Below are 19,844 nucleotides of genomic sequence, written 5' to 3' on the forward strand. Positions count from 1 at the left end.
CCGCGGCGTCGGCGCCTCTAGATTCCCGCCGTTGCGGACATGACGGAGGCGTCTCAATCCATCCGCATCGCTTCGGCGGCCAGCGCTTCCGCCTCGACGAGCAGCGCATCGTCGGCGCTGTTCGTCGCCACCCGCTCGCGCCCGATCAGCGTCAGGACCGGGACCGCAAGCGGCGTCACGCGGTCACGGTCGACGTGCAGCATCGTGTCGGCGGCGCGATCGAGCAGATCCGCGAGGCGTCCGACGTCGGTCATTCTCGCGCGCGCATCCTCCCACGCCGCCTGCAGCAGCAGATGGGTCGGCTCGTACTTACGCAGCACGTCGTAGATGAGGTCCGTGGAAAAGGTCACCTGCCGCCCGGTCTTGCGCTTGCCGGGATGCTGCCGCTCGACGAGGCCGCCGATCACGGCGACCTCGCGGAAGGCACGCTTGAGCAGATGGCTGCGCTCCACCCATTCGACGAATTCATGCTCGAGGATGTCGGGGCTGAACAATGCCGCCGGATCGGTGACCGGTTCGAGCCCGTAGGTCGCGATCGCATAGTCGTTGGCGACGAAGCCGAGCGGCTTGAGCCCCTGCGCCTCCATCCGCCGCGTTACCAGCATGCCGAGCGACTGGTGAGCGTTCCAGCCTTCGAAACTGTAGGCGACCATATAGTGTCGCCCCTCGCGCGGGAAGGTTTCGACGAGCAGCTGGCCCGGACGGGGGAGCGCGGACCGGCGCGCCTGCACCTCCAGCCATTCGCGGACATCGTCGGGAAAACGCGCCCATTCGTCAGGTTCGGCAAGGAACGCGCGAACCCGATCCGCTAGATTCGTCGAGAGCGGCATGCGAGCACCGCCATAGGTTGGGATGCGCGCGGGCCGCGACGATGCGCGGACGACGAGATCCTCCGTATCGATCCGCTCCACCTCCAGGCTGAGACCGGCGAAGAAGAACGTGTCCCCCGGTGTCAGCGTCGCGGCGAAGCCCTCCTCGACCTTGCCCAGGCTGCGGCCGTTCTTGAAGCGCACGGTCAGCATCGTCGCCTCGACGATGATGCCCGCGTTGAGTCGATGTTGCTGGACGAACCGAGGATGGCTGACGCGCCAGGTGCCGTCCGCCTCCTCCGTCAGCCGCTTGAACCGATCATAGGCCTTGAGCGAATAACCACCGTCGCGAATGAAGCCGAGCACGCGGTCGAACGTCTCGTCGGGCAGCGCCGAATAGGGGGTTGCCCCGCGAACCTCGTCGAGCAGCGCGTCGCGGCGGAAGGGCGCGGCGCAGGCACAGGCCATGACGTGCTGCGCAAGCACGTCGAGGGCGCCGGGTCGAAAGGGATCGGCGTCGAGCGCACCCTCCTCCACGGCATCCAGCGCGGCCCGCGCCTCCAGATATTCGAAACGGTTGCCGGGGACGAGGATCGCTTCGGACGATTCGTCGAGCCGGTGGTTGGCGCGGCCGATGCGCTGGAGCAGACGGCTCGATCCCTTGGGAGCCCCCATCTGGATCACGCAGTCGACATCGCCCCAGTCGACGCCCAGATCGAGGCTGGCGGTGGCGACCAGCGCACGAAGCCGGCCCGACGCCATCGCGCCTTCCACCTTTCGGCGCGCTTCGAGCGAGAGGCTGCCATGATGGACGCCGATCGGCAGACTGTCGGCATTCTCCTTCCAAAGGTCCTGGAAGATCAGCTCGGCGAGACTGCGCGTGTTGCAGAAGACGATCGTGGTGCGATGCGCCGCGATCTCCGTCATCACCTGGCTTGCGGCATAGCGCCCCGAATGGCCGCTCCATGGCACGCGCCCCTCGGGCAGGAGGATCGCGATGTTCGGGTCGGCGCCCGGCTCGCCGTGAACCAGGGAAACCTGGTCGATGTCGCCGTCGGGTGCCAGCCAGGCACGGTAGGCGTCGGGATCGGCGACCGTGGCCGACAGGGCGACGCGGCGGCAGCCGGGCGCAAGCCGTTGCAGCCGCGCCATGCACAACGACAGCAGATCGCCTCTCTTGCCCGTGGCGAAGGCATGGACCTCGTCGACGACGATCGTCCGCAGTCCCTCGAACATCGTCGCCGCGTCGGGATAGCTGAGCAGCAGCGACAGCGATTCGGGCGTCGTCAGCAGGATCTGCGGCGGCCTCACGCGCTGGCGTGCCTTGCGGTCGGACGGCGTATCCCCGGTGCGGGTCTCGACGCGGATGTCGAGGCCCATCTCGTCGATCGGCGTGACGAGGTTGCGCTGGATGTCGACGGCGAGCGCCTTCAACGGCGAGACGTAGAGCGTGTGCAGCCCCTCGCGCGGATGATCGATCAACTCGGCGAGCGTCGGCAGGAAACCCGCGAGCGTCTTGCCGGCACCGGTGGTCGCGACGAGCAGCGCATGACGCCCGGCTCGCCCTTCGCGCAGCATGTCGAGCTGGTGCCGCCGCGGCCGCCAGCCCCTGTCGGCAAACCAGCCGGCGAGCGGCGCGGGAAGGATGGGGTCGAGCATCCCGGCCTATGTAGGAAGCCGCACCCAGGTCGTCAGCCGGTCAGCCCCTGGCACGATCGGCTCAGGATCGCCGCCGATCCGCCTCTTCCGCGGCATAGACGTCGCGTGTCGCCTGTTCGGTACGTCCTTTGTCGGCGGCACTGGCGCGATTGCGAAACTTGGCGAAGGCGATCGCTAGACCCAGGATGACGAAGCCGCCGATCACGACGAAGGCCCAGAGCCCGTCGGAGGGATTGTCGGCCATTTGCACTCTCCCGAAACCGAGCGGGCTCAACGAGGCGATGCGGCGAATCGATCCGCTTGCGCGTAGAAGCGGGCATGGCACGGCTCGGAGACTGGCTCGAACCCCATCCGCACGGGATCTACGTGCGGCCGGCGGATGCGTGGATCGATCCGTCGGAACCGAGCGCGCGCGCCTTGGTGACGCATGGCCATGCCGATCACGCCCGCGGCGGCCACGGCATCGTCTGGGCGACGCCGGAAACGCTGGCGATCATGGAGGCGCGCTACGGCCCGCAGGCGGGTGCGCCGGTCGCGTATGGCGAGACGATCCGACTGTCCGACGGAAAGGGCGGCGAAGTCGATGTCGGCTTCGTGCCGGCGGGCCATGTGCTCGGCTCCGCGCAGATCGTGCTGGACCATCGCGGCGAGCGCGTCGTCGTATCGGGCGATTACAAGCGTCGGCCGGATCCGACCTGCACGCCCTTCCAGCCGGTGGCGTGCGATGTGTTCGTGACCGAGGCGACCTTCGCGCTGCCCGTGTTTCGCCACCCCGATACCGGCGACGAGATCGACAAGCTGCTGGAGCGCTTGCACGCCAATCCTGACCGCTGCGTGCTGGTCGGTGCCTATGCGCTGGGCAAGGCGCAGCGCGTCATCGCCGAGCTGCGCGCACGTGGGCATGAGGCGCCGATTTACCTGCATGGAGCGTTGCAGCGCCTGTGCGACCTCTATGCCGAACACGGCGTTCGCCTAGGCGAATTGCGCCCCGTGGCCGATGCGAAGAAGGCGGACATGGCAGGCCATGTCGTGATGTGCCCGCCCGGCGCGCTCAACGACCGCTGGTCGCGGCGGTTGCCCGACCCGATCACCGCGATGGCGAGCGGCTGGATGCGGGTGCGGCAGCGCGCGCGACAGAAGAACGTCGAGCTGCCGCTGATCCTGTCGGACCACGCCGACTGGGACGAACTGACTCAAACGCTGACCGAGATCGCGCCCCGCGAGGTCTGGGTGACGCACGGTCGCGAGGAGGCGCTGGTCCATTGGTGCGAGCAGCGCCAGATGAAGGCGCGCGCACTGGCGCTGGTGGGGTTCGAGGACGAGGACGACTAAGCGGCTTGCAGGGAAATATGCACGCTTATATGCCCGTGCATGTAACTGTCGGGAGAGCCGGGAATGGCGGGGGATGTCATCAGCGAGCGCGGGCTGCTGTTTCTCGGCAGTCGTATGCGACGGCTGGGCGAACGGATGCAGGCCGACGTCGCCCGGATTATCGAGCAGGCGGGACTGCCGCTCCAGCCCAGCCATTATCCGTTGCTCGTGACGCTGGCCCGCGAGGGGCCGATGACCATCGGGGCGATGGCACAGGCGCTGGGGCTCAGCCAGCCCGCCGTGACACGCAGCGTCGCGCGGCTTGCCGACCTCGGCCTGGTCGCGACGACCCGAATCCATCGCGACCAACGACACAAGACGGTCGCGCTCACCGAACAGGCGCAGGCGGTGCTGGCGCAGTCCGCGGCGACCATCTGGCCACGGGTCGAGGCGGCGGTCGCGGAAGTGTGCGGCGACGGCGCTCCATCGCTGCTTGCGCTGCTGGCGCGGCTGGAGCGCGGACTCGACGCCGCCTCGCTCGACGAACGCGCGCCGTCGCTGACGGTGCTGCCGTTCTCCGACGATCTCGCGCCGGCCTTCCACGATATCAACGCGCAATGGATCGAGACGATGTTCACGCTCGAGCCGACCGATCGCGAGGTGCTGGAGAATCCGCGGGCGCGCATCATCGCGCCGGGCGGCGACATCCGATTCGTCGCGGCGGAGGGGCTGGGCGTCGTCGGGGCGTGCGCTCTGCAAAAGACCGGCGAGGGGCGCTTCGAATTGACCAAGATGGGCGTGCTGCCCGAGGCGCGCGGCCGCAAGGCGGGCGAGTTCCTGCTGCGCGCGATGATCGCGCGGGCCAGGGAAATGGGCGCCGAAACCTTGTACCTACTGACCAATGCGCGCTGCGCGCCGGCGATCCACTTGTACGAGAAAGTCGGGTTTGCGCACGATGCCGACATCATGCGCGATCACGGGGCACGTTATGTCCGCTGCGACGTCGCGATGCGATACCGCTTTCCGGCATGAGCCAGCCCGCGAGGCGGGGTCAGCCTCCGAGTGCCTTGGCACGGCGGCGCTGGACGGAGCTGCCGATGCCCATCGCCTCGCGATATTTCGCCACGGTGCGGCGGGCGATGTCGAAGCCCTTGGCCTGGAGCAGCTCGACCAGCGTGTCGTCGGACAGGATCTTCGCGCCCTCGTTCGCGATCAGCGCGCGGATCGCGCTCTTCACCGCCTCCGCCGACACGGCATCGCCGCCGTCCGCCGCCTGGATCGCGCTGGTGAAGAAGTACTTGAGTTCGAAGACGCCGCGCGCGCAGCTCAGATATTTGTTGCTGGTGACGCGGCTGACGGTCGATTCATGCATCTCGATCGCCTCGGCGACCTTGGCGAGCGTCAGCGGCCGGAGATGCGCGACGCCGTGCAGGAAGAACGCCTCCTGCTGCTTCACGATTTCGGCCGCGACCTTGATGATCGTGCGCTGGCGCTGATCGAGCGCCTTGATCAGCCAATTGGCCGAAGCGAGCGCGTCGGTCAGCCACGCCTTGGACGCCTTGTCCTGCGGGCCATGGGCCAGCTCGTGGTAATAGCGCCGGTTGACCAGCACGCGCGGCAGCGTCGCGGCGTTGAGTTCGATGCCCCAGCCGTTCCTCGTCTTCTGCACGAAGAGGTCCGGAGTCACCGCGGGCGCGGGCTCGCCGCCGAAACGGCATCCGGGCTTGGGATCGTAGCTCCGCAGCTCGCGAATCATGTCCGCCATGTCCTCGTCGTCGACGCCGCACATGCGCTTGAGCCGCGCGATCTCGCCGCGCGCGAGCAGGTCGAGATTGTCGATCAGCCGCGCCATGCACGGGTCGTAACGGTCCGCCTCCTTCGCCTGGAGCGCGATACATTCCGCCAGGTCGCGCGCGCCGACGCCGGTCGGATCGAGCGACTGGATCTGCGCGAGCACGCGCTCGACCCGGGCGCGGGGCGTGCCAAGCCGGTTCGCGACGTCGAGCAGCGGCACCGTGAGATAGCCGGCCTCGTCGAGCTGGTCGATCAGATGCTGCGCGATGAACCAGTCGGCGGCGTCGACCACCGCCCCCGCCTGCGCGAGGAGATGGTCGGCAAGGCTGATGTCGGCGGCAGCGAAGCTGTCGAGATCGGGAGCGTCCTCGCCACCGAGACCGCCCCCGCTGCCGCCGTTCATGGACAGCGCGCCGTCGAAGCCGCCGCCCCCGTCCGCCACGCTGTCCTGCTGGTGACTTTCGGTGGCATAGTCGACGTCGAGCGGGTCGGCCGCCGCCGCCCCGGTGACCAGTGCGTCGGCGCCCGCCGGCTCTTCCGCCTCGGGCCGTTCGGGGCGCACGATCTCGTCGGTCTGCGGCGCCTCGAGCAGCGGATTCTTCTCGATCTCCTCGGCGATGAACGCCTCGATCTCGAGGTTGGACAGCGCCAGCAGCTTGATCGCCTGCTGCAGCTGCGGCGTCATCACCAGCGACTGCGACTGGCGCAGGTCGAGGCGTGGCGCGAGGCTCATGGCATGCCCGGCATCGGGTTGGGCCCGAAGGACATCGCGCCGCGCCCGGCATGGCCCCGCGCCTCCTGGCGGCTGGTCCCTCTGCCGACCGGAGAGGGGAAGGGGTACCGCCCTTCGCGCATGACTAGAGCGAGAAACCCTCGCCCAGGTACAGGCGGCGCACATTGGCGTCGGCGACGAGTTCCTCGGGGCTGCCGGTGAACAGCACCCGCCCGTCATAGATGATGTAGGCGCGATCGACGATGTCGAGCGTCTCGCGGACGTTGTGGTCGGTGATCAGCACGCCGATGTCGCGGCGCTTCAGGTCCTTCACCAGGTCGCGGATGTCGGCGATCGAGATCGGGTCGATGCCCGCGAACGGCTCGTCGAGCAGCATGATCGACGGTTCCGCCGCCAGCGCGCGCGCGATCTCCGCCCGCCGCCGCTCACCGCCCGACAGCGCCATCGCCGGCGCGGCGCGCAGGCGGGTGAGGCCGAATTCGTCGAGCAGCCGGTCGAGCTTGCGCGTGCGCTCCGCCGGGTCGGGCTCCGCGAGCTCGAGGACGGAGGAGATGTTCTTCTCGATCGACATGCCGCGGAAGATGCTCGTCTCCTGCGGCAGATAGCCGAGGCCCAGGATCGCGCGGCGATACATCGGCAGGCGGGTGATATCCTCCCCGTCGAGCATGATGCGGCCCGAATCGGGCTTCACCAGCCCCATCACCGAATAGAAGCAGGTCGTCTTGCCGGCGCCGTTCGGTCCGAGCAGGCCGATCACCTCGCCGCGGTCGACGCTGACCGACACGTCGGTGAGCACGACGCGCTTGTCGTAGGATTTGGCGATCGACACGACCTGAAGGCCGCGCGACGTCGGTGCCTCGTGGATCGCCCCGGCGGCGTGAAGGTCGGAAACGGCGTCCATCGTCCTTACATCCTCGTCGCTTTACCGCGCATGCCGATCGCTTGGCAGGATTCGTGCATGCCCTGACGCGTCGGTGGCCGTCATGACCCGTTAAGCGTCGGGAGGAAAGCCCCCGCGTGTGCCGATGCGGACGAAACGCGGCGGCATTCCGATCGATCGCCGCTCAGTTGCGCTTCGGCACCGAGAAGGTGCCGGTGACGCGTCCGCCGCCCTGCGTCACGACGCCGCCCGTGTCGCCCCCGCTGCCGGACGCCGTGCCGCCCGCAACCGACGATCCATCCATCACCGCGCGACCCGTGTCGAGGTTGATCGTCAGCCGGCCGCCGTTGACGGTATTGCCGCCCTGCGTCAGCGTCACCGCACCGATCATCGTGATCACGCGGCGGTTGAGGTCGTAGATCGCATATTGGCTGCGCGCGGTCTGCCCCGGCCGGCGGACCAAGACGCCGCCAGCCGCGTCGACGCGCGAAATCTGCGGGTTGCCGCCGACGACTTCGCCCGTCAGCGCCAGCGTCACGCGCGCGGCGTTCAGCGTCATTTCCGCCTGCTGGATCACGACGTGGCCCGACAGCACGCTGCGGTGCTGCTTGTCCTGCAGTTCCGCGCTGTCGGCGGATACGTTGACCGGGGCGTCCGAGTTGTGACGCTGCTGCGCCGCCAGCGGCGTGGCGACGGCGAGGAGCAACAGCGGGATCTGGGCGGAAAATCGCATGGCGCGCTATTTCGCCCCTGCGGGCGAGAACCGCAAGCGCACATTGCCGTCCAGCCGCACGCGCCGATCATCCAGATTGGCGCGCAGGCTGTCGGCGCGGAAGCGGCCGTTGCTCAGCGTGCCCGTCACCGGCCGATCGCTCTCCACCGTCTTCGACTTGAGGTCGACCACCGCGTCGGTGGTGTCGAGGCTGTAGCCGTTCGGCGCACGCACCGCGATCGGACCCTGGACGCGCAGCTGTTCGCTGTTGAGGTCGTAATTGCCCTTGTCGGCGCGCAGGGTGGCGGGGCCATCGGCCAGCTGCAGGTCGGCGGCCATGCGGTTGATCTGCACGATCGGCACCGACGAGGACTGCTGGACCGCGGAGCCGGCGTCGAGACGGAACGCCTGCCCCTTGTCGTCGAGGCCGCGATAGCTCGCCGCCTGGAGCTTCATCCGCTCGTGCGCGACCTCGACCTTGTTCTTGTCGAGCACGAACGACACCTCGCTCCCCGCGGTCAGCGGTGCCATCACGAGAAACGCCGCCAGCACCCCGATCGCGATCGGCAGGCTGGTGCCGAGCACCCGGATCAGCCGGTCGTGACGGCTGCCGGGGGCGGCCCAGCGCTGGCGGGCGGTACGGGCGCGGATGGCGACGTCGGACATGGCGGCTATTACGCGTGAGCGAAGATATCGATCTCCGGCCAGCCGGCGAGATCGAGCGCCGCCCGGGTCGGCAGGAAGTCGAAGCAGGATTGGGCGAGCGCCATCCGGTTCTCGCGGACCAGCCGCCGCTCCAGTTCGTCCTTCAGCCGGTGAAGGAAGCGCACGTCGCTGGCCGCATAATCCTTTTGCGCATCGCTCAGCTCGGGGCCGCCCCAGTCGGACGACTGTTGCTGCTTCGACAGATCCTGCCCCAGCAGCTCGCGCACCAGCTCCTTCAGGCCATGGCGGTCGGTGTAGGTACGCACCAGGCGCGACGCGATCTTCGTGTCCCAGACGGGTGCGGCCAGGATGCCGAGATAATATTGGATCGCCGCGACGTCGAAGCGGCCATAATGGAACAGCTTGAGCCGGGCGGGGTCGGCGAGCACCGCCTTCAGGTTGGGCGCGGCATAATCGCTGCCCGGCGCGAAGCGGACGAGATGCTCGTCGCCGCCGCCGTCGGACAGCTGGACGACGCACAGGCGGTCGCGCGGCGTGATGAGACCCATGGTCTCGCTGTCGACCGCGATCGCGGCACCGGGGGCGAAGACGTCGGCGGGGAGGTCTTCCTCGTGGAAGTAAACGGTCATGCGAATCGCCCCTACGCCGTGCGGCCAGCCGGCTCAATGGGCGAGGCGTGCGCGCGTTGCGATCGATAGGGAAAGCGGCAAGATTATCCCAGGCTGTGCCGTTCCGGCCACGCCCGCGCAAGTATTGACACCAAACGCACCCCGGACGCGACGAATTTGTTCGCAGGGGCTTGCTTTGTGCGCTATGGGTTCGGGCATGGCGCAAAAGGTTTCGCGCCCGAAGGCTCGCGTTCGTCGTCCGGCGCACGGGTTCTTCGACAGGATCGGATGCGGGCGAACCGGGAAGACGAACAGGTTTATGAGTTACGACAAGGGTGGCCGCGGCAATCGTGGCGGACGTGGTCGCGACAAGCGCGACAGCTTCGGTGGCGACGATTTCGGCGGCGGCTTCGGTGGCGGTGGTTTCGGCGGCGGTGACCGTGGCGGCTTCGGCGGCGGCGGCTTCGGTGGTGGCGACCGCGGCGGCTTCGGCGGTGGCGGCTTCGGCGGCGGCGGCGGTGGTTACCGCGGCGGCGGTGGCGGCTTCGGCGGCGGCGGCGGCGGTGGTGGCGGCTTCGGCGGCGGCCGCGGCATGCCCCCGCAGGTCGTCGGCGAGGGCACCGGCGTCGTCAAGTTCTTCAATGCGCAGAAGGGCTTCGGCTTCGTCGTTCGCGACGACGGCGGCGAGGACGTGTTCGTCCACATCTCGGCCGTCGAGCAGGCCGGCCTGTCCGGTCTCGCCGAGGGTCAGCCGCTCGGCTTCACGCTCGTCGACCGTGGCGGCCGCATTTCGGCGACCGAGCTCAAGATCGACGGCGAGCCGATGCCCGTGCAGGAGCGCGCGCCGCGCGAACCGCGCGAGGGTGGCTTCGGCGGCGGCGACCGCGGTCCGCGCGGCGGCGCGGGTGGCCCGCAGCGCCAGCTGACCGGCGAGAAGGCGACCGGCACCGTCAAGTTCTTCAACGCGATGAAGGGCTTCGGCTTCATTCAGCGCGATGACGGCCAGCCTGACGCGTTTGTCCACATTTCGGCCGTCGAGCGCGCCGGCATGCCGACGCTGAACGAGGGCGACCGTCTGCAGTTCGAGATCGAGGTGGATCGTCGCGGCAAGTACGCTGCGGTCAACCTGTCCTCGGCGAGCTGATCGAACCGATCCTGATGTGATGACGGCGGCCCGTCCGGATTGTCCGGGCGGGCCGTTCGTGTTCTGGGGGCCTGCCAATGCGTATCTGGTCGATCCTGTCCGCACTTCCCGTGCTGCTTGCCGGTGCCGCCGCGCCGGTGCCGCAAGCCGCGCCGCCTGCCGCCGACGCACCCGTCCCGCTGCTGGCCGCGCATGTCGTCGCGCGATACCCGCACGATACGCGCGCCTTTACCGAAGGGCTGATCTTCGCCGACGGCGGCTTCTATGAAAGCGTCGGTCGTGAAGGCGAATCGGAGGTACGGCGCGTACGGCTCGCCGACGGCAAGGTGCTGGCCCGTGCGACCATCCCGCCCGCGCAATTCGGCGAGGGGCTCGCCCGCTGGGGCGACCAGCTGATCAGCCTCACCTGGCACGACGGTGTCGCACACCGCTGGGACCGCAAGACGCTCCGCCCGATCGGCACCGCGCGTTTCCCGGGAGAGGGCTGGGGCCTCGCGAACGAGGGCAAGAGCCTGATCGAATCCGACGGCAGCGCGACGCTGAAGCGCTTCGATCCGGCGACGATGCGCGTGACCGGCCGGCTGGCGGTGACGATCCGGGGCAAGCCGGTCGACCAGCTCAACGAGCTGGAGGTCGTCGACGGCCGGATCCTCGCCAACGTATGGCGCACGCCCTGGATCGTGCGGATCGACCCCACCAGCGGCAAGGTCGACGCGGTCGTCGATCTCCGGCCCATCGTCGCGGAAGTGAAGGCGACCGATCCGGAAGCCGTGCCGAACGGCATCGCCTGGGACGAGAAGGGCCGTCGGCTGTTCATCACGGGCAAGCTGTGGCCGACGATCTTCGAGGTGAAGCTGGAACCTGCGGCGGGGTAGCGCCAGCTATACGCCGAGCCGTTCGAGCAGCATGTCGGTCGGACGGCTCAGGGCCGCCCATGCGGCATAGGCGCACCGCGCCCAGTCCCGAACCATCGAGGCGTGCAGTGTTTCCGCTGCCGCGATCACGTCGGCGTGGGTCATATCGAACCCCTTCGGCGCTTCCGGCAAGGGAGCGAACGTGGCCCGCGCCAGCGTCTGCATGATTCGCGTGATTTCGGTGTGCGCACGCCCGTGTTCGAAAGCGAGCCGCAAGGCGGCATAATGTACCCATACAGACTGTACCGCGCGGCGGTCGTTGGCATCACCGGGATGCTGCAACGCGAAAGCGTCGACGGTCAGCCTGTGAACGGCCCCGAACAAGGCCGGATTCTCGTATTCACGCGCGAGCAGGCGACCGTAGGAAGCCCAGCAACCGGGGGTCGACAGCATATAGCTGTGCTTCGGCCCGGACTTGGCTGGAAAACGTCCGCCGCAACCGAAGCAGGGCTCCTCGCCAACGTCGGGCATGCCTGGCCTTTCCCGTCGCAACGCCGTGTTCTTCGTGCGGTATACACGCGCGGCGGGCGCTCCGCGACCGCGCCGTGGACCTAGGATTGGCTGGCCGATCGGGCAATTCAGCGGAAGCGGCATCCTGTGCCATCCTGGGGGTGCCGCGCACGCTTCAAGTCCTTTGAAAGCGGGGGCGATCCGATGTCGTCCTACGTCACCAGCCGCCGCAGTGTTTCCACCCGGTCCGCCTCCGCCGCCGGCTTGTCCGTGCGAATGCGGGCGATCCTCGGGAAGCGCATGGCGACGCCGGACTTGTGCCGGCTGGAGGCGTGGATCGAATCGAACGCTATCTCCAGCACGAGCGTCTTCTCCACCTCCCGCACCGGGCCGAAGCGCTGCACCGTGTGTCGGCGGACGAAGCTGTCGAGCATCCGCAGTTCCTCGTCGGTGATCCCCGAATAGGCCTTGCCGACGGGCAGCAGCTCGCCCTCCTCGGTCCAGCAGCCGAAGGTATAGTCGCTGTAATAGGAGGAGCGGCGGCCGTTGCCGCGCTGCGCGTACATCATCACGCAATCGGCGGTGAGCGGATCGCGTTTCCATTTGTACCACAGGCCGGCGCGGCGGCCGCCGACATAGGGACTGTCGCGCCGCTTGAGCATCACGCCCTCGATCGCCGCGTCGCGCGCGCCGGCGCGGATCGCCTCCAGCGCGGTGAAGCTGTCGGCGGCGATGATCTGGCTGATGTCGAAGCGATCGGGGTCGAGGCGCGGGACGAACGCCTCCAGCCGCGCCCGGCGCTCGGTCCAGGGCAGTGGCCGCAGATCCTCCGCGCCGTCGAACAATATGTCGTAGAGGCGGACGAAGGCGGGATAGTCGGCGAGCATCTTCGCCGACACCTGCTTGCGCCCGAGTCGCTGCTGCAGCGCGTTGAAGCTCGCCGCGCCGCCGCCATCCTCCAGCGTGCCGCCCTGCGCCTCGCCCTTGACGAGCAGTTCGCCGTCGACCGCGCCGGGGGTGGAGAAGGCCGCCGCGACGTCGGGGAAGCTGGCGGTGACGTCGTCGCCGGTGCGGCTGTAGAGGCGCGTCTGGCCGGCGGTGTGGACGATCTGGACGCGGATGCCGTCCCATTTCCATTCCGCCGCATAATCGGCGAGGTCGACCTGCGCATCCTCGAGCCCGTGCGCGAGCATGAAGGGGCGGAACACGGGCACGTCCGCGGCGGTTGGCTGCGCGCCGCCCGCAGCCCAGGCGAACAGGGGCTCATAGGGGGGCGCGAGGCCGTGCCACACCTCCTCCACCGCATCGACGTCCAGGTCGAAGGCCTGGGCGAGCGCGGTCTTGGCGAGGCGCGCGGAGACGCCGATGCGCAAGGCGCCGGTCGCCATCTTGAGCAGTGCGAACCGCTCCTCCGCATCGAGCCGGTCGAGCATGCCGGCGAGCGCGGCGGGCGCGTCCGAGCGCGAGAGGTGGAGCAGCGTCTCGACCACCGTCGCCACCGTCAGCGGTGGCCCGGCGGGGGCGGGTACGGGGGCGGGCCAGAGCAGGGCCACCGTCTCCGCGGTGTCGCCGACATAGTCGCGGCTCATGCGGAACAGCACGGGGTCGACCCGCGCCTCGATCAGCGCCCGCACGACGGCGGGCTTGATACCCGGAATGTCGAGATCCCCGGTCAGCGCGGCCATCGCCCAGCCGCGATCGGGATCGGGCGTCGTGTGGAGATAGTCGACGATGAGCTTGAGCTTCGCGTTGCGGCCGCGCGTGTAGATGAGAGAGTCGAGGAGCGCGGCGAAGGCGTGCATGGCCATTGAACGCATAGGCGTGGCCAAGCGCTCCCGCTATCGTCGCCTCGATGGGATGGCGGAGGCGGACGGTCTGGGCGACGTTGCTGGCGGGGGCGCTGTCGCTCGCGCTGTTGGGCGGTATCGGCGCGCGCGAGATCGTCGCCGACCCGATCGTGCGGACGACCCGCGTCGCGCTGCCGCACTGGCCCGCGGGCGCGCCGCCGCTCACCGTCGCCCTGATCAGCGACATCCATATCGGCAATCGCGCGATGGACGCGCACAGGCTGGCGCGGATCGTCGACCAGGTGAATGGCCGCCGTCCCGATCTGGTCCTGCTCGCGGGGGATTTCGTCATCGGCCATGACGCGGCCGGCGGGGCGGGCCTGGCAGCGCGCCTGACCGTGCCGCTGTCGAAGCTGCGCGCGCGGATCGGGCGGTATGCGGTGCTCGGCAACCACGATCATTGGACGGGCGCGGACCACGTCCGGCACGCGCTGCGCGCGGCGGGCATTGCGACGCTGGCCAATCAGAGCGTCAGGGCCGGACCGGTGACGATCGTGGGCATCGACGATGCGTATAGCGGGCACGACGACGTCGCGCGCGCCTTTGCCGGCACGGGCACAGGTGCGATGGTCGCGGTCACGCATTCGCCGGACGTGATCCCGCGCCTCCCCGCGGGGCAGGCGCCGCTTCTGCTGGCGGGCCACACGCATTGCGGCCAGGTCGTGTGGCCGACGGGGCGGGGCGCGATCACAATCAGCCCGACCAACGGCCAGCGGCTGTACGATCCGCGGTATCGATGCGGGCGGATCGAGGATCCGGGGCGGACGGTCATCGTGACCGCGGGGGTCGGTGGCGGCACCGCGCCGATCCGCCTCGGAGCGCCGCCCGACTGGTGGCTGATTACCGTCGGCGGCGGGGTCAGTCGATCGCGTCGCTGACCGTCTTGCCGGCGATCAGGCCCAGGACGAGGAAGATCAGGAACAGCGCGAGCGCGATGAAGAACAGGATCTTTGCGATCCCGATGAACGCACCACCGATCCCGCCGAACCCAAGCACGCCCAGTAGCACGCCGACGACGAGGAAAATGAGCGCAAGCTTCAGCATGGCAGCCTCCTGGCCGGGTGAACCGGTGGGAGGCCGCCATGTTCCGGCGGATCAGCCCTTGCGGCTCGCCTCGAACAGGAACCAGGCGCGCTCTTCCGCCTGGTCGGTCCATTCGTCGACGATGCCGCTGGTGGCATTGTCCTTCGCATCCTCGGCGGCGTCCTTCACCGCGCGGAACGCCTCGACCAGCTTCAGATTGTCGTCGCGCAATTCCGCGAGCATCGCGTGCGCGTCGACGAAATCCTTGTCGTTGTCGGCGATCGTCTGACGGCGGCTGATGTCGCCGATCGACCGCAGGGTCGTGTTGCCGATCTTGCGAACCCGCTCGGCGATCGCGTCGGTGACGCCGAGGATCTGCGCCGCCTGATCGTCGAGCAGCAGGTGATAGTCGCGGAAATGCGGGCCCGAGACGTGCCAGTGGAAATTCTTGGTCTTCAGGTAGAGCGCGAAACAATCGGCGAGCGCGGTATTGAGCGCGTCGGCGACGGATCGCGTGTTGCTGAGGTCGGTCGGCGTGCGCAGCGCCGGATCGGTATCGGCCATCAAGGGTCTCCCGAGACTGGGGTTTTAAAATCGTTGCGGCAACGATCCGATGGCCCGATGGCTCCCTTTGGGTCGAGGGAGAATTCCCGTCCTGTCTGATCGACGCGTCAGATCAGGCGAAGCGCGCTGAGTGCCAGCCAGGCCGCGGCGCCCAGGAAGGCCACGGCGGCGATGCGGCGGAACAACTGCTGCGGCAGCGCCTGCCACGCCGCCTCGCCGAGTGTCGCGGCGGCGGCAAGCGGCACGACCCCGCCGATGGTGGCGCCGATCGTCGCAAACAGCGGCTCGCCTGCGCGCGCCGCCAGCGCGAGGATGACGAACTGGACGCCGTCGCCGAAGGCGAGGATGAACAGTCCGGCCAGGCTGGTGCCGAAGGCGCCGAGCCGCCACCGTTCGAGCCGGTCGGGCGCCTTGGCGACGAACAGCATCCCGGCACCCTGCAGTGCCAGCGCGAGCGCCACGAACAGCGCACGCGCCTCCGGCGTCAGCCTCGGGGCGAGCAGCGCGCCAAGCGTCGCGGCTATGCCCGACGCGACAGCCAGCGCCACCAGGCTCGCGACGATGACGGCGCCGGCGCGTGCGTGGCGGTCGGCAAGGATCGCCGCGAGTCGTGCGGGCCGGTCGCCGATCTGGCCGAGGGCCGCCGCGAGCAGCGCCGCCATCAATGCGTCCATGCGCCGATCAGTGCGCCAGGCGGACCGAGCAGGCTGCGGCAAAGGCGTCGCAGGCGGCGAGGTCCTGTCGCTCGCACGCGACCGCATCGCCGAGGATGGCCAGCCAGCCATGCACCAGCGCGCCATGTTCGCCGCGCGCGAGCGCCGAATCGAGGAAATGCGCGACCGTCACCGCCGGGGCCAGACCGTTGCGATGCGCGATCAGCCGGATCGCGTCCACGTCACGCGCCAGTTCGCATGCCGCGCTGCGCGATGCCCGATCGTCGAGCGCCGCGATTCGCGCCGCGAGATCCGCCCTGACCGCGGCGAGATGCGACGCCTCCATAGTGCCTGCCATGATCCACCCCCTGCTTCGTCTATCCTTGTGGGTGCATGGTCGCACGACGGTAGTAACCTCATGGTTAAGCGACCGTGCCCTTGTCGCCGCGTGTCGCCGCGGTTGACTTTGGCGCCGCTATCCGCCATGCGCCGCGGCTGATCGAGCGGTGGCGTCCGTGCCGCCGCTCTTATGCGTTTTCAGGAATACAGGCCATGGCCAAGCCGACTACCGTCAAGATCAAGCTCGTCAGCTCCGCCGACACCGGCTTCTTCTACGTCACGAAGAAGAACCCGCGCACCAAGACCGAGAAGCTGAGCTTCAACAAGTATGATCCCGTCGTGCGCAAGCACGTCGAGTTCAAGGAAGCCAAGATCAAGTAAGCGCGTCGCGGGCGGTCCACCGCCCTCGCCGACGTGTCGGATCGACGAAAGCCGCCGGTGCCGTGTTGGTGCCGGCGGCTTTCGTCGTGATGTCGACCATGCGGGCCGCAGGCGCGTTACGCGCCGTCTGCTTCCGGCTAGGGTGCGATCCAGCAAAGCTGGATCAGCGCGGTACCGGCCCCACCCCCGCCCGGCCGGCTACACAGCGTATCCTGGATGAGCGGCCGGTGGGGTGAAAGCCGGCACCACTTCCACGCACGTGAATCAGACTCTGGCCGGAGGCGCGCGACCCGGACGCGGGCGCCGCATGAAGTGCGCTTTGCCTTAATTCGGTGCGGTTGCGGACAGGTTGCGTTCATCTTTTGCGGGCAAAGAGGGCTGCGGCGGCCGGAACGTCCGGTCGCCCTGTATCGCGTCACTACGGGCTGGGGGCGGCGGCTTCGATCGAGGCCGCCGCCCTTGGTTTTTGGGCTGGTCGTCGCCGATGTCCGATCGTGCCCGACCGCTGTTGGCAGCGGCGGGGCCGCCTCCCACATGGTCGGTGCCAGCGTCGCCAGGAGCCGATCCATGTCACGAGCCTCACGCCCGAGTGCCGTCCTCTACAGGATGGTGATGCCCGGGCATGTCTGTCCGTTCGGCCTCAAGGCACTCGACTTGCTCCGGCGGCGGGGCTTCGCGGTCGAGGACCATTGGTTGACGACGCGGGCGGAAACCGACGCGTTCAAGGCCGCGCACGATGTCCGGACCACGCCGCAGGTGTTCATCGACGGCGCGCGGGTCGGCGGCTTCGACGATCTGCGGCGGTTCTTCGGCAAGCGGGTGGCCGATCCGAAGGCGACGACCTATCGGCCGGTCGTCGTCGTCTTCGTGATGACGGCGCTGATGGCGCTCGCCGCCAGCACCGCCGCCTTCGGGACGCCGTGTACGATGCGGGCCGGCGAATGGTTCGTTTCGTTCAGCATGGCGGTGCTCGCGCTGCTCAAGCTGCAGGATGTCGAGCGGTTCTCGACCATGTTCCTCAACTACGACCTGCTCGCGCGCCGATGGGTGCCCTATGCCTATCTCTACCCCTATCTGGAGGGGCTGGCGGGCGTGCTGATGATCGCGGGGGCGGCGCGCTGGCTGTCGGTGCCGGTGGCGCTGGTGATCGGCGGCATCGGCGCGGTGTCCGTGATCAAGGCGGTCTATGTCGACGGTCGCGACCTCAAATGCGCCTGCGTCGGCGGCGACAGCAACGTGCCGCTCGGCGCGCTGTCGCTGACCGAGAATCTGATGATGGTGGCGATGGCGATATGGATGCTGGTGCGCTGATGGCTCGGCGGGCGCCGGCCGGCGCGGCAGGACCATCAGAGAAGCGCGTTCACCGCATCCATGAAGCGCATCAGGCTGATGGGTTTGGAGACATAGGCGGCGGCACCCGCGGCGCGGATGCGATCCTCGTCGTCGCGGCCGGCATAGGCGGTCACCGCCATGACGGGGATTTGGCGCAGCGCCTCGTCCGCCTTGAGTTCCAGGATCAGCTCGTAACCCGTGACGTGCGGCATCTGGATGTCCATGACGATCAGGTCGGGGGCGAAGTCGCGTGCGCGCGCCACCGCCTCGCGCCCGTCGCGCACCGGCTCGGCGGCAAACTGATGCGCGCGCAGCAGGTCGCAGAACAGCTTCAGGTTCAGCTCGTTGTCCTCGACAACGAGAATCCTTTTTGCCACCTCGCACACCGTCCTTTCCACTGAACACCGTGTAGGCAATGCGCGCGTCCGACACAAACATCCCCGAACCCGCGACGCTGGCGCTGCAGGCCTTGGTCTGGACGCTGGGCGACGGCGACCGTGCGGGACGTCTGCTGGCCGTCACCGGCCTCGATCCCGACGACCTGCGCGGCCGGGCGGGCGATCCGGCGGTCCTCGCCGCGACGCTGAATTTCCTCGAATCGCACGAGCCCGATCTCGTCGCCTGCGCGGCGGCGATCGGCGTGCCACCGGCGGCGCTGGTACGCGCACGCGAACAGCTGGAGACGTGATGAAGCCGCTTCTGATCTGCGATTGCGACGAGGTGCTTTTGCACATGGTGCGGCATTTCGGCGTGTGGCTGCGCGAGTCGCATGACATCGCCTTCACCCCCGATGGTGCCGATTTCGCCAATTCCATGCGGCGCGCCGACGGCAGTGCCCCGACCCGCGAGGAGATGTGGGGGCTGCTCGGCGGTTTCTTCCCCCGCGAGATGCACCGGCAGACGCTGGTGCCGCATGCCGCCGAGGCACTGGCGCGGCTGTCGCAGCAGGCACAGATCGTCATCCTCACCAATCTGACCGACGATTGCCGTACCGCCCGCATCGACCAGCTCGCACAGTTCGGCATCGACCATCGCGTCGAATGCAACCAAGGCGGCAAGGGCGATCCGGTCGCGCGGCTGGTGGCCGAGCATGGCGATCCCGTCACCGTCTTCGTCGACGATCTGGCGGTGCACCACGAATCGGTCGCGCGGCATGCGCCGCAGGTCCATCGCCTGCACCTGATCGCGGAACCGGCAATGGCGCCAGCCGTGCCGCCAGCGCCACATGCGCATGCGCGGATCGACGACTGGCGCGAGGCGGCCGACTGGATCGCGGCGCGCTTCGCGGCGGGCGTGCCGGCGGCGCCGGTCTTGCCGGCCGAGGCCTGATCCCGCTACGGGCGCAGCAATCTGGTGTGCGATCCAGCGAAGCTGGAGCGGTGCCGGCCCTCACCTCCACCCGGCCGCCACGCAGTGTATGCGGGGTGGGCGGTCGGGTGGGGGTGAGGGCCAGCACCGCTTCCACGCACGTGGATCAGACTTTAGCAAAGGACCCGTGATGACCGACCGTATCGCCCGCAAGCTCGAGGAACTCGGCCTTTCGCTGCCGGAGGCCGCCGCGCCCGTCGCCGCCTACGTCCCTATCGTCGAGGCCGGCGGCATGCTGCATCTGTCGGGGCAGCTGCCGTTCAGGGACGGGCAGCTGATCACCGGCCGGCTGGGCGACGGCGTCTCGCTCGAGGACGGTCAGGCGGCGGCGCGGGCCTGCGGCCTGATGATCGTCGCACAGCTGAAGAAGTATCTGAACGGCGATCTTTCGCGCGTGAAGCGGATCGTGAAGCTGGGGGTCTTCGTCAACTCGCATGCCGACTTCACCGACCAGCCGAAGGTCGCGAACGGCGCGTCGGAGCTGATGGTCGCGCTGTTCGGCGACGAGGGTCGCCACGCGCGCAGCGCGGTCGGCGTGCCGGTCCTGCCCCTTGGTGCCGCAGTCGAGATCGACGCGATCGTGCAGCTGGGGTGACGCTCGGGCGTCGCGGGTTGTGCTGCGACGGTCAAAGCGTGGGGAGCGCTGGAATGCCTTCC

At 68.8% G+C, this 19,844-nt stretch carries 24 protein-coding genes; 10 read left to right on the forward strand and 14 right to left on the reverse strand.

What is annotated here, in order from left to right:
- Window positions 1-53 precede the first annotated feature (53 nt).
- Entirely contained in the window at window positions 54-2,468 is a 2,415-nt protein-coding gene (locus IQ292_RS05010) for a ligase-associated DNA damage response DEXH box helicase (RefSeq protein WP_203309200.1), read from the reverse strand.
- A 61-nt stretch (window positions 2,469-2,529) separates the two neighbouring features.
- Window positions 2,530-2,712, reverse strand: coding sequence for a hypothetical protein (locus IQ292_RS05015; RefSeq protein ID WP_203309201.1), 183 nt, complete (start codon window positions 2,710-2,712; stop codon window positions 2,530-2,532).
- Window positions 2,713-2,786: 74 nt separating this feature from the next.
- Between IQ292_RS05015 and IQ292_RS05020 the strand changes: the two genes are divergently transcribed.
- Together IQ292_RS05020 and IQ292_RS05025 are read left to right on the forward strand one after the other, a co-directional pair.
- Window positions 2,787-3,800: a ligase-associated DNA damage response exonuclease gene (locus IQ292_RS05020; RefSeq protein WP_203309202.1), complete on the forward strand. Its 1,014-nt coding sequence runs from the start codon at window positions 2,787-2,789 to the stop codon at window positions 3,798-3,800.
- Between the two features lie 63 nt (window positions 3,801-3,863).
- Window positions 3,864-4,811: a bifunctional helix-turn-helix transcriptional regulator/GNAT family N-acetyltransferase gene (locus IQ292_RS05025; protein WP_203309203.1), complete on the forward strand. Its 948-nt coding sequence runs from the start codon at window positions 3,864-3,866 to the stop codon at window positions 4,809-4,811.
- Between the two features lie 19 nt (window positions 4,812-4,830).
- Here the strand turns inward: IQ292_RS05025 and rpoN are convergent, their stop codons facing one another.
- The 5 genes from rpoN to IQ292_RS05050 form a co-directional block, all read right to left on the reverse strand.
- Window positions 4,831-6,306, reverse strand: a complete 1,476-nt coding sequence (rpoN, locus tag IQ292_RS05030; protein WP_203309204.1) for an RNA polymerase factor sigma-54 — start codon at window positions 6,304-6,306, stop codon at window positions 4,831-4,833.
- Window positions 6,307-6,430: 124 nt separating this feature from the next.
- Window positions 6,431-7,207, reverse strand: coding sequence for an LPS export ABC transporter ATP-binding protein (gene lptB, locus IQ292_RS05035; RefSeq protein ID WP_203309205.1), 777 nt, complete (start codon window positions 7,205-7,207; stop codon window positions 6,431-6,433).
- A 163-nt stretch (window positions 7,208-7,370) separates the two neighbouring features.
- The gene (locus tag IQ292_RS05040) at window positions 7,371-7,919 is read right to left on the reverse strand and encodes an LptA/OstA family protein (protein WP_203309206.1); all 549 of its coding nucleotides are present in this window, start codon (window positions 7,917-7,919) and stop codon (window positions 7,371-7,373) included.
- A gap of 6 nt (window positions 7,920-7,925) precedes the next feature.
- Entirely contained in the window at window positions 7,926-8,564 is a 639-nt protein-coding gene (gene lptC / locus IQ292_RS05045; RefSeq protein WP_203309207.1) for an LPS export ABC transporter periplasmic protein LptC, read from the reverse strand.
- 8 nt (window positions 8,565-8,572) lie between these two features.
- Window positions 8,573-9,193 carry a ribonuclease D gene (locus tag IQ292_RS05050; protein ID WP_203309208.1) on the reverse strand — a complete coding sequence of 207 codons (621 nt, stop codon included), beginning with the start codon at window positions 9,191-9,193 and terminating at the stop codon, window positions 8,573-8,575.
- 298 nt (window positions 9,194-9,491) lie between these two features.
- On the opposite strand from IQ292_RS05050, the gene IQ292_RS17765 reads away from it, so the two are divergent.
- Entirely contained in the window at window positions 9,492-10,316 is an 825-nt protein-coding gene (locus tag IQ292_RS17765; RefSeq protein WP_203309209.1) for a cold-shock protein, read from the forward strand.
- Between the two features lie 77 nt (window positions 10,317-10,393).
- Window positions 10,394-11,191: a glutaminyl-peptide cyclotransferase gene (locus IQ292_RS05060; protein ID WP_203309210.1), complete on the forward strand. Its 798-nt coding sequence runs from the start codon at window positions 10,394-10,396 to the stop codon at window positions 11,189-11,191.
- A 6-nt stretch (window positions 11,192-11,197) separates the two neighbouring features.
- Here the strand turns inward: IQ292_RS05060 and IQ292_RS05065 are convergent, their stop codons facing one another.
- Window positions 11,198-11,824: a DUF5946 family protein gene (locus IQ292_RS05065; protein ID WP_338057586.1), complete on the reverse strand. Its 627-nt coding sequence runs from the start codon at window positions 11,822-11,824 to the stop codon at window positions 11,198-11,200.
- A 68-nt stretch (window positions 11,825-11,892) separates the two neighbouring features.
- Window positions 11,893-13,482 (reverse strand): cisplatin damage response ATP-dependent DNA ligase, encoded by a 1,590-nt coding sequence (locus IQ292_RS05070; RefSeq protein WP_203309212.1) that lies wholly within the window; start codon window positions 13,480-13,482, stop codon window positions 11,893-11,895.
- A gap of 50 nt (window positions 13,483-13,532) precedes the next feature.
- Between IQ292_RS05070 and IQ292_RS05075 the strand changes: the two genes are divergently transcribed.
- Window positions 13,533-14,405, forward strand: a complete 873-nt coding sequence (locus IQ292_RS05075) for a metallophosphoesterase (protein ID WP_203309213.1) — start codon at window positions 13,533-13,535, stop codon at window positions 14,403-14,405.
- On the opposite strand, the gene IQ292_RS05080 is transcribed toward IQ292_RS05075, so the two are convergent.
- From IQ292_RS05080 to IQ292_RS05095, 4 genes are all read right to left on the reverse strand, one after another.
- The gene (locus IQ292_RS05080) at window positions 14,386-14,571 is read right to left on the reverse strand and encodes a DUF1328 family protein (RefSeq protein WP_203309214.1); all 186 of its coding nucleotides are present in this window, start codon (window positions 14,569-14,571) and stop codon (window positions 14,386-14,388) included. The genes IQ292_RS05075 and IQ292_RS05080 overlap by 20 nt on opposite strands.
- A 51-nt stretch (window positions 14,572-14,622) precedes the next feature.
- Complete coding sequence (locus tag IQ292_RS05085) at window positions 14,623-15,114, reverse strand: Dps family protein (RefSeq protein ID WP_203309215.1); 492 nt, start codon at window positions 15,112-15,114, stop codon at window positions 14,623-14,625.
- Window positions 15,115-15,221: 107 nt separating this feature from the next.
- Window positions 15,222-15,788 (reverse strand): TMEM165/GDT1 family protein, encoded by a 567-nt coding sequence (locus tag IQ292_RS05090; protein WP_203309216.1) that lies wholly within the window; start codon window positions 15,786-15,788, stop codon window positions 15,222-15,224.
- Window positions 15,789-15,795: 7 nt separating this feature from the next.
- On the reverse strand, window positions 15,796-16,125 hold the full coding sequence (locus IQ292_RS05095; protein WP_203309217.1) for a hypothetical protein: 330 nt from the start codon (window positions 16,123-16,125) through the stop codon (window positions 15,796-15,798).
- Between the two features lie 194 nt (window positions 16,126-16,319).
- Here IQ292_RS05095 and rpmG point away from each other — a divergent pair, with 194 nt between their 5' ends.
- Window positions 16,320-16,487 carry a 50S ribosomal protein L33 gene (gene rpmG / locus IQ292_RS05100; RefSeq protein ID WP_007407030.1) on the forward strand — a complete coding sequence of 56 codons (168 nt, stop codon included), beginning with the start codon at window positions 16,320-16,322 and terminating at the stop codon, window positions 16,485-16,487.
- A gap of 567 nt (window positions 16,488-17,054) precedes the next feature.
- Window positions 17,055-17,798: a MauE/DoxX family redox-associated membrane protein gene (locus tag IQ292_RS05105; RefSeq protein ID WP_203309218.1), complete on the forward strand. Its 744-nt coding sequence runs from the start codon at window positions 17,055-17,057 to the stop codon at window positions 17,796-17,798.
- A 35-nt stretch (window positions 17,799-17,833) separates the two neighbouring features.
- On the opposite strand, the gene IQ292_RS05110 is transcribed toward IQ292_RS05105, so the two are convergent.
- The gene (locus tag IQ292_RS05110) at window positions 17,834-18,196 is read right to left on the reverse strand and encodes a response regulator (protein WP_203309219.1); all 363 of its coding nucleotides are present in this window, start codon (window positions 18,194-18,196) and stop codon (window positions 17,834-17,836) included.
- 38 nt (window positions 18,197-18,234) lie between these two features.
- Here IQ292_RS05110 and IQ292_RS05115 point away from each other — a divergent pair, with 38 nt between their 5' ends.
- The 3 genes from IQ292_RS05115 to IQ292_RS05125 all read left to right on the forward strand — a co-directional run bounded on the left by IQ292_RS05115 (window position 18,235) and on the right by IQ292_RS05125 (window position 19,782).
- Window positions 18,235-18,507 (forward strand): DUF3572 domain-containing protein, encoded by a 273-nt coding sequence (locus IQ292_RS05115; protein WP_203309220.1) that lies wholly within the window; start codon window positions 18,235-18,237, stop codon window positions 18,505-18,507.
- The gene (locus tag IQ292_RS05120) at window positions 18,507-19,148 is read left to right on the forward strand and encodes an HAD family hydrolase (protein WP_203309221.1); all 642 of its coding nucleotides are present in this window, start codon (window positions 18,507-18,509) and stop codon (window positions 19,146-19,148) included. The genes IQ292_RS05115 and IQ292_RS05120 overlap by 1 nt, the downstream gene beginning before the upstream one ends.
- A 169-nt stretch (window positions 19,149-19,317) precedes the next feature.
- Window positions 19,318-19,782 (forward strand): RidA family protein, encoded by a 465-nt coding sequence (locus IQ292_RS05125; protein WP_203309222.1) that lies wholly within the window; start codon window positions 19,318-19,320, stop codon window positions 19,780-19,782.
- The last annotated feature ends 62 nt before the right edge of the window (window positions 19,783-19,844 follow it).

This window comes from Sphingomonas beigongshangi (assembly GCF_016820445.1).
GTDB classification, from domain to species: Bacteria; Pseudomonadota; Alphaproteobacteria; order Sphingomonadales; family Sphingomonadaceae; genus Sphingomonas; species Sphingomonas beigongshangi.

What these genes read in the sequence shown, in the direction of transcription:
- IQ292_RS05010 (WP_203309200.1), bottom strand. Translation starts at nt 2,468, where the DNA reads ATGCTCGACCCCATCCTTCCCGCGCCGCTCGCCGGCTGGTTTGCCGAC.
- IQ292_RS05015 (WP_203309201.1), bottom strand. Translation starts at nt 2,712, where the DNA reads ATGGCCGACAATCCCTCCGACGGGCTCTGGGCCTTCGTCGTGATCGGC.
- IQ292_RS05020 (WP_203309202.1), top strand. Translation starts at nt 2,787, where the DNA reads ATGGCACGGCTCGGAGACTGGCTCGAACCCCATCCGCACGGGATCTAC.
- IQ292_RS05025 (WP_203309203.1), top strand. Translation starts at nt 3,864, where the DNA reads ATGGCGGGGGATGTCATCAGCGAGCGCGGGCTGCTGTTTCTCGGCAGT.
- rpoN (WP_203309204.1), bottom strand. Translation starts at nt 6,306, where the DNA reads ATGAGCCTCGCGCCACGCCTCGACCTGCGCCAGTCGCAGTCGCTGGTG.
- lptB (WP_203309205.1), bottom strand. Translation starts at nt 7,207, where the DNA reads ATGGACGCCGTTTCCGACCTTCACGCCGCCGGGGCGATCCACGAGGCA.
- IQ292_RS05040 (WP_203309206.1), bottom strand. Translation starts at nt 7,919, where the DNA reads ATGCGATTTTCCGCCCAGATCCCGCTGTTGCTCCTCGCCGTCGCCACG.
- lptC (WP_203309207.1), bottom strand. Translation starts at nt 8,564, where the DNA reads ATGTCCGACGTCGCCATCCGCGCCCGTACCGCCCGCCAGCGCTGGGCC.
- IQ292_RS05050 (WP_203309208.1), bottom strand. Translation starts at nt 9,193, where the DNA reads ATGACCGTTTACTTCCACGAGGAAGACCTCCCCGCCGACGTCTTCGCC.
- IQ292_RS17765 (WP_203309209.1), top strand. Translation starts at nt 9,492, where the DNA reads ATGAGTTACGACAAGGGTGGCCGCGGCAATCGTGGCGGACGTGGTCGC.
- IQ292_RS05060 (WP_203309210.1), top strand. Translation starts at nt 10,394, where the DNA reads ATGCGTATCTGGTCGATCCTGTCCGCACTTCCCGTGCTGCTTGCCGGT.
- IQ292_RS05065 (WP_338057586.1), bottom strand. Translation starts at nt 11,824, where the DNA reads ATGCCGCTTCCGCTGAATTGCCCGATCGGCCAGCCAATCCTAGGTCCA.
- IQ292_RS05070 (WP_203309212.1), bottom strand. Translation starts at nt 13,482, where the DNA reads ATGCACGCCTTCGCCGCGCTCCTCGACTCTCTCATCTACACGCGCGGC.
- IQ292_RS05075 (WP_203309213.1), top strand. Translation starts at nt 13,533, where the DNA reads ATGGGATGGCGGAGGCGGACGGTCTGGGCGACGTTGCTGGCGGGGGCG.
- IQ292_RS05080 (WP_203309214.1), bottom strand. Translation starts at nt 14,571, where the DNA reads ATGCTGAAGCTTGCGCTCATTTTCCTCGTCGTCGGCGTGCTACTGGGC.
- IQ292_RS05085 (WP_203309215.1), bottom strand. Translation starts at nt 15,114, where the DNA reads ATGGCCGATACCGATCCGGCGCTGCGCACGCCGACCGACCTCAGCAAC.
- IQ292_RS05090 (WP_203309216.1), bottom strand. Translation starts at nt 15,788, where the DNA reads ATGGACGCATTGATGGCGGCGCTGCTCGCGGCGGCCCTCGGCCAGATC.
- IQ292_RS05095 (WP_203309217.1), bottom strand. Translation starts at nt 16,125, where the DNA reads ATGGCAGGCACTATGGAGGCGTCGCATCTCGCCGCGGTCAGGGCGGAT.
- rpmG (WP_007407030.1), top strand. Translation starts at nt 16,320, where the DNA reads ATGGCCAAGCCGACTACCGTCAAGATCAAGCTCGTCAGCTCCGCCGAC.
- IQ292_RS05105 (WP_203309218.1), top strand. Translation starts at nt 17,055, where the DNA reads ATGTCACGAGCCTCACGCCCGAGTGCCGTCCTCTACAGGATGGTGATG.
- IQ292_RS05115 (WP_203309220.1), top strand. Translation starts at nt 18,235, where the DNA reads ATGCGCGCGTCCGACACAAACATCCCCGAACCCGCGACGCTGGCGCTG.
- IQ292_RS05120 (WP_203309221.1), top strand. Translation starts at nt 18,507, where the DNA reads ATGAAGCCGCTTCTGATCTGCGATTGCGACGAGGTGCTTTTGCACATG.
- IQ292_RS05125 (WP_203309222.1), top strand. Translation starts at nt 19,318, where the DNA reads ATGACCGACCGTATCGCCCGCAAGCTCGAGGAACTCGGCCTTTCGCTG.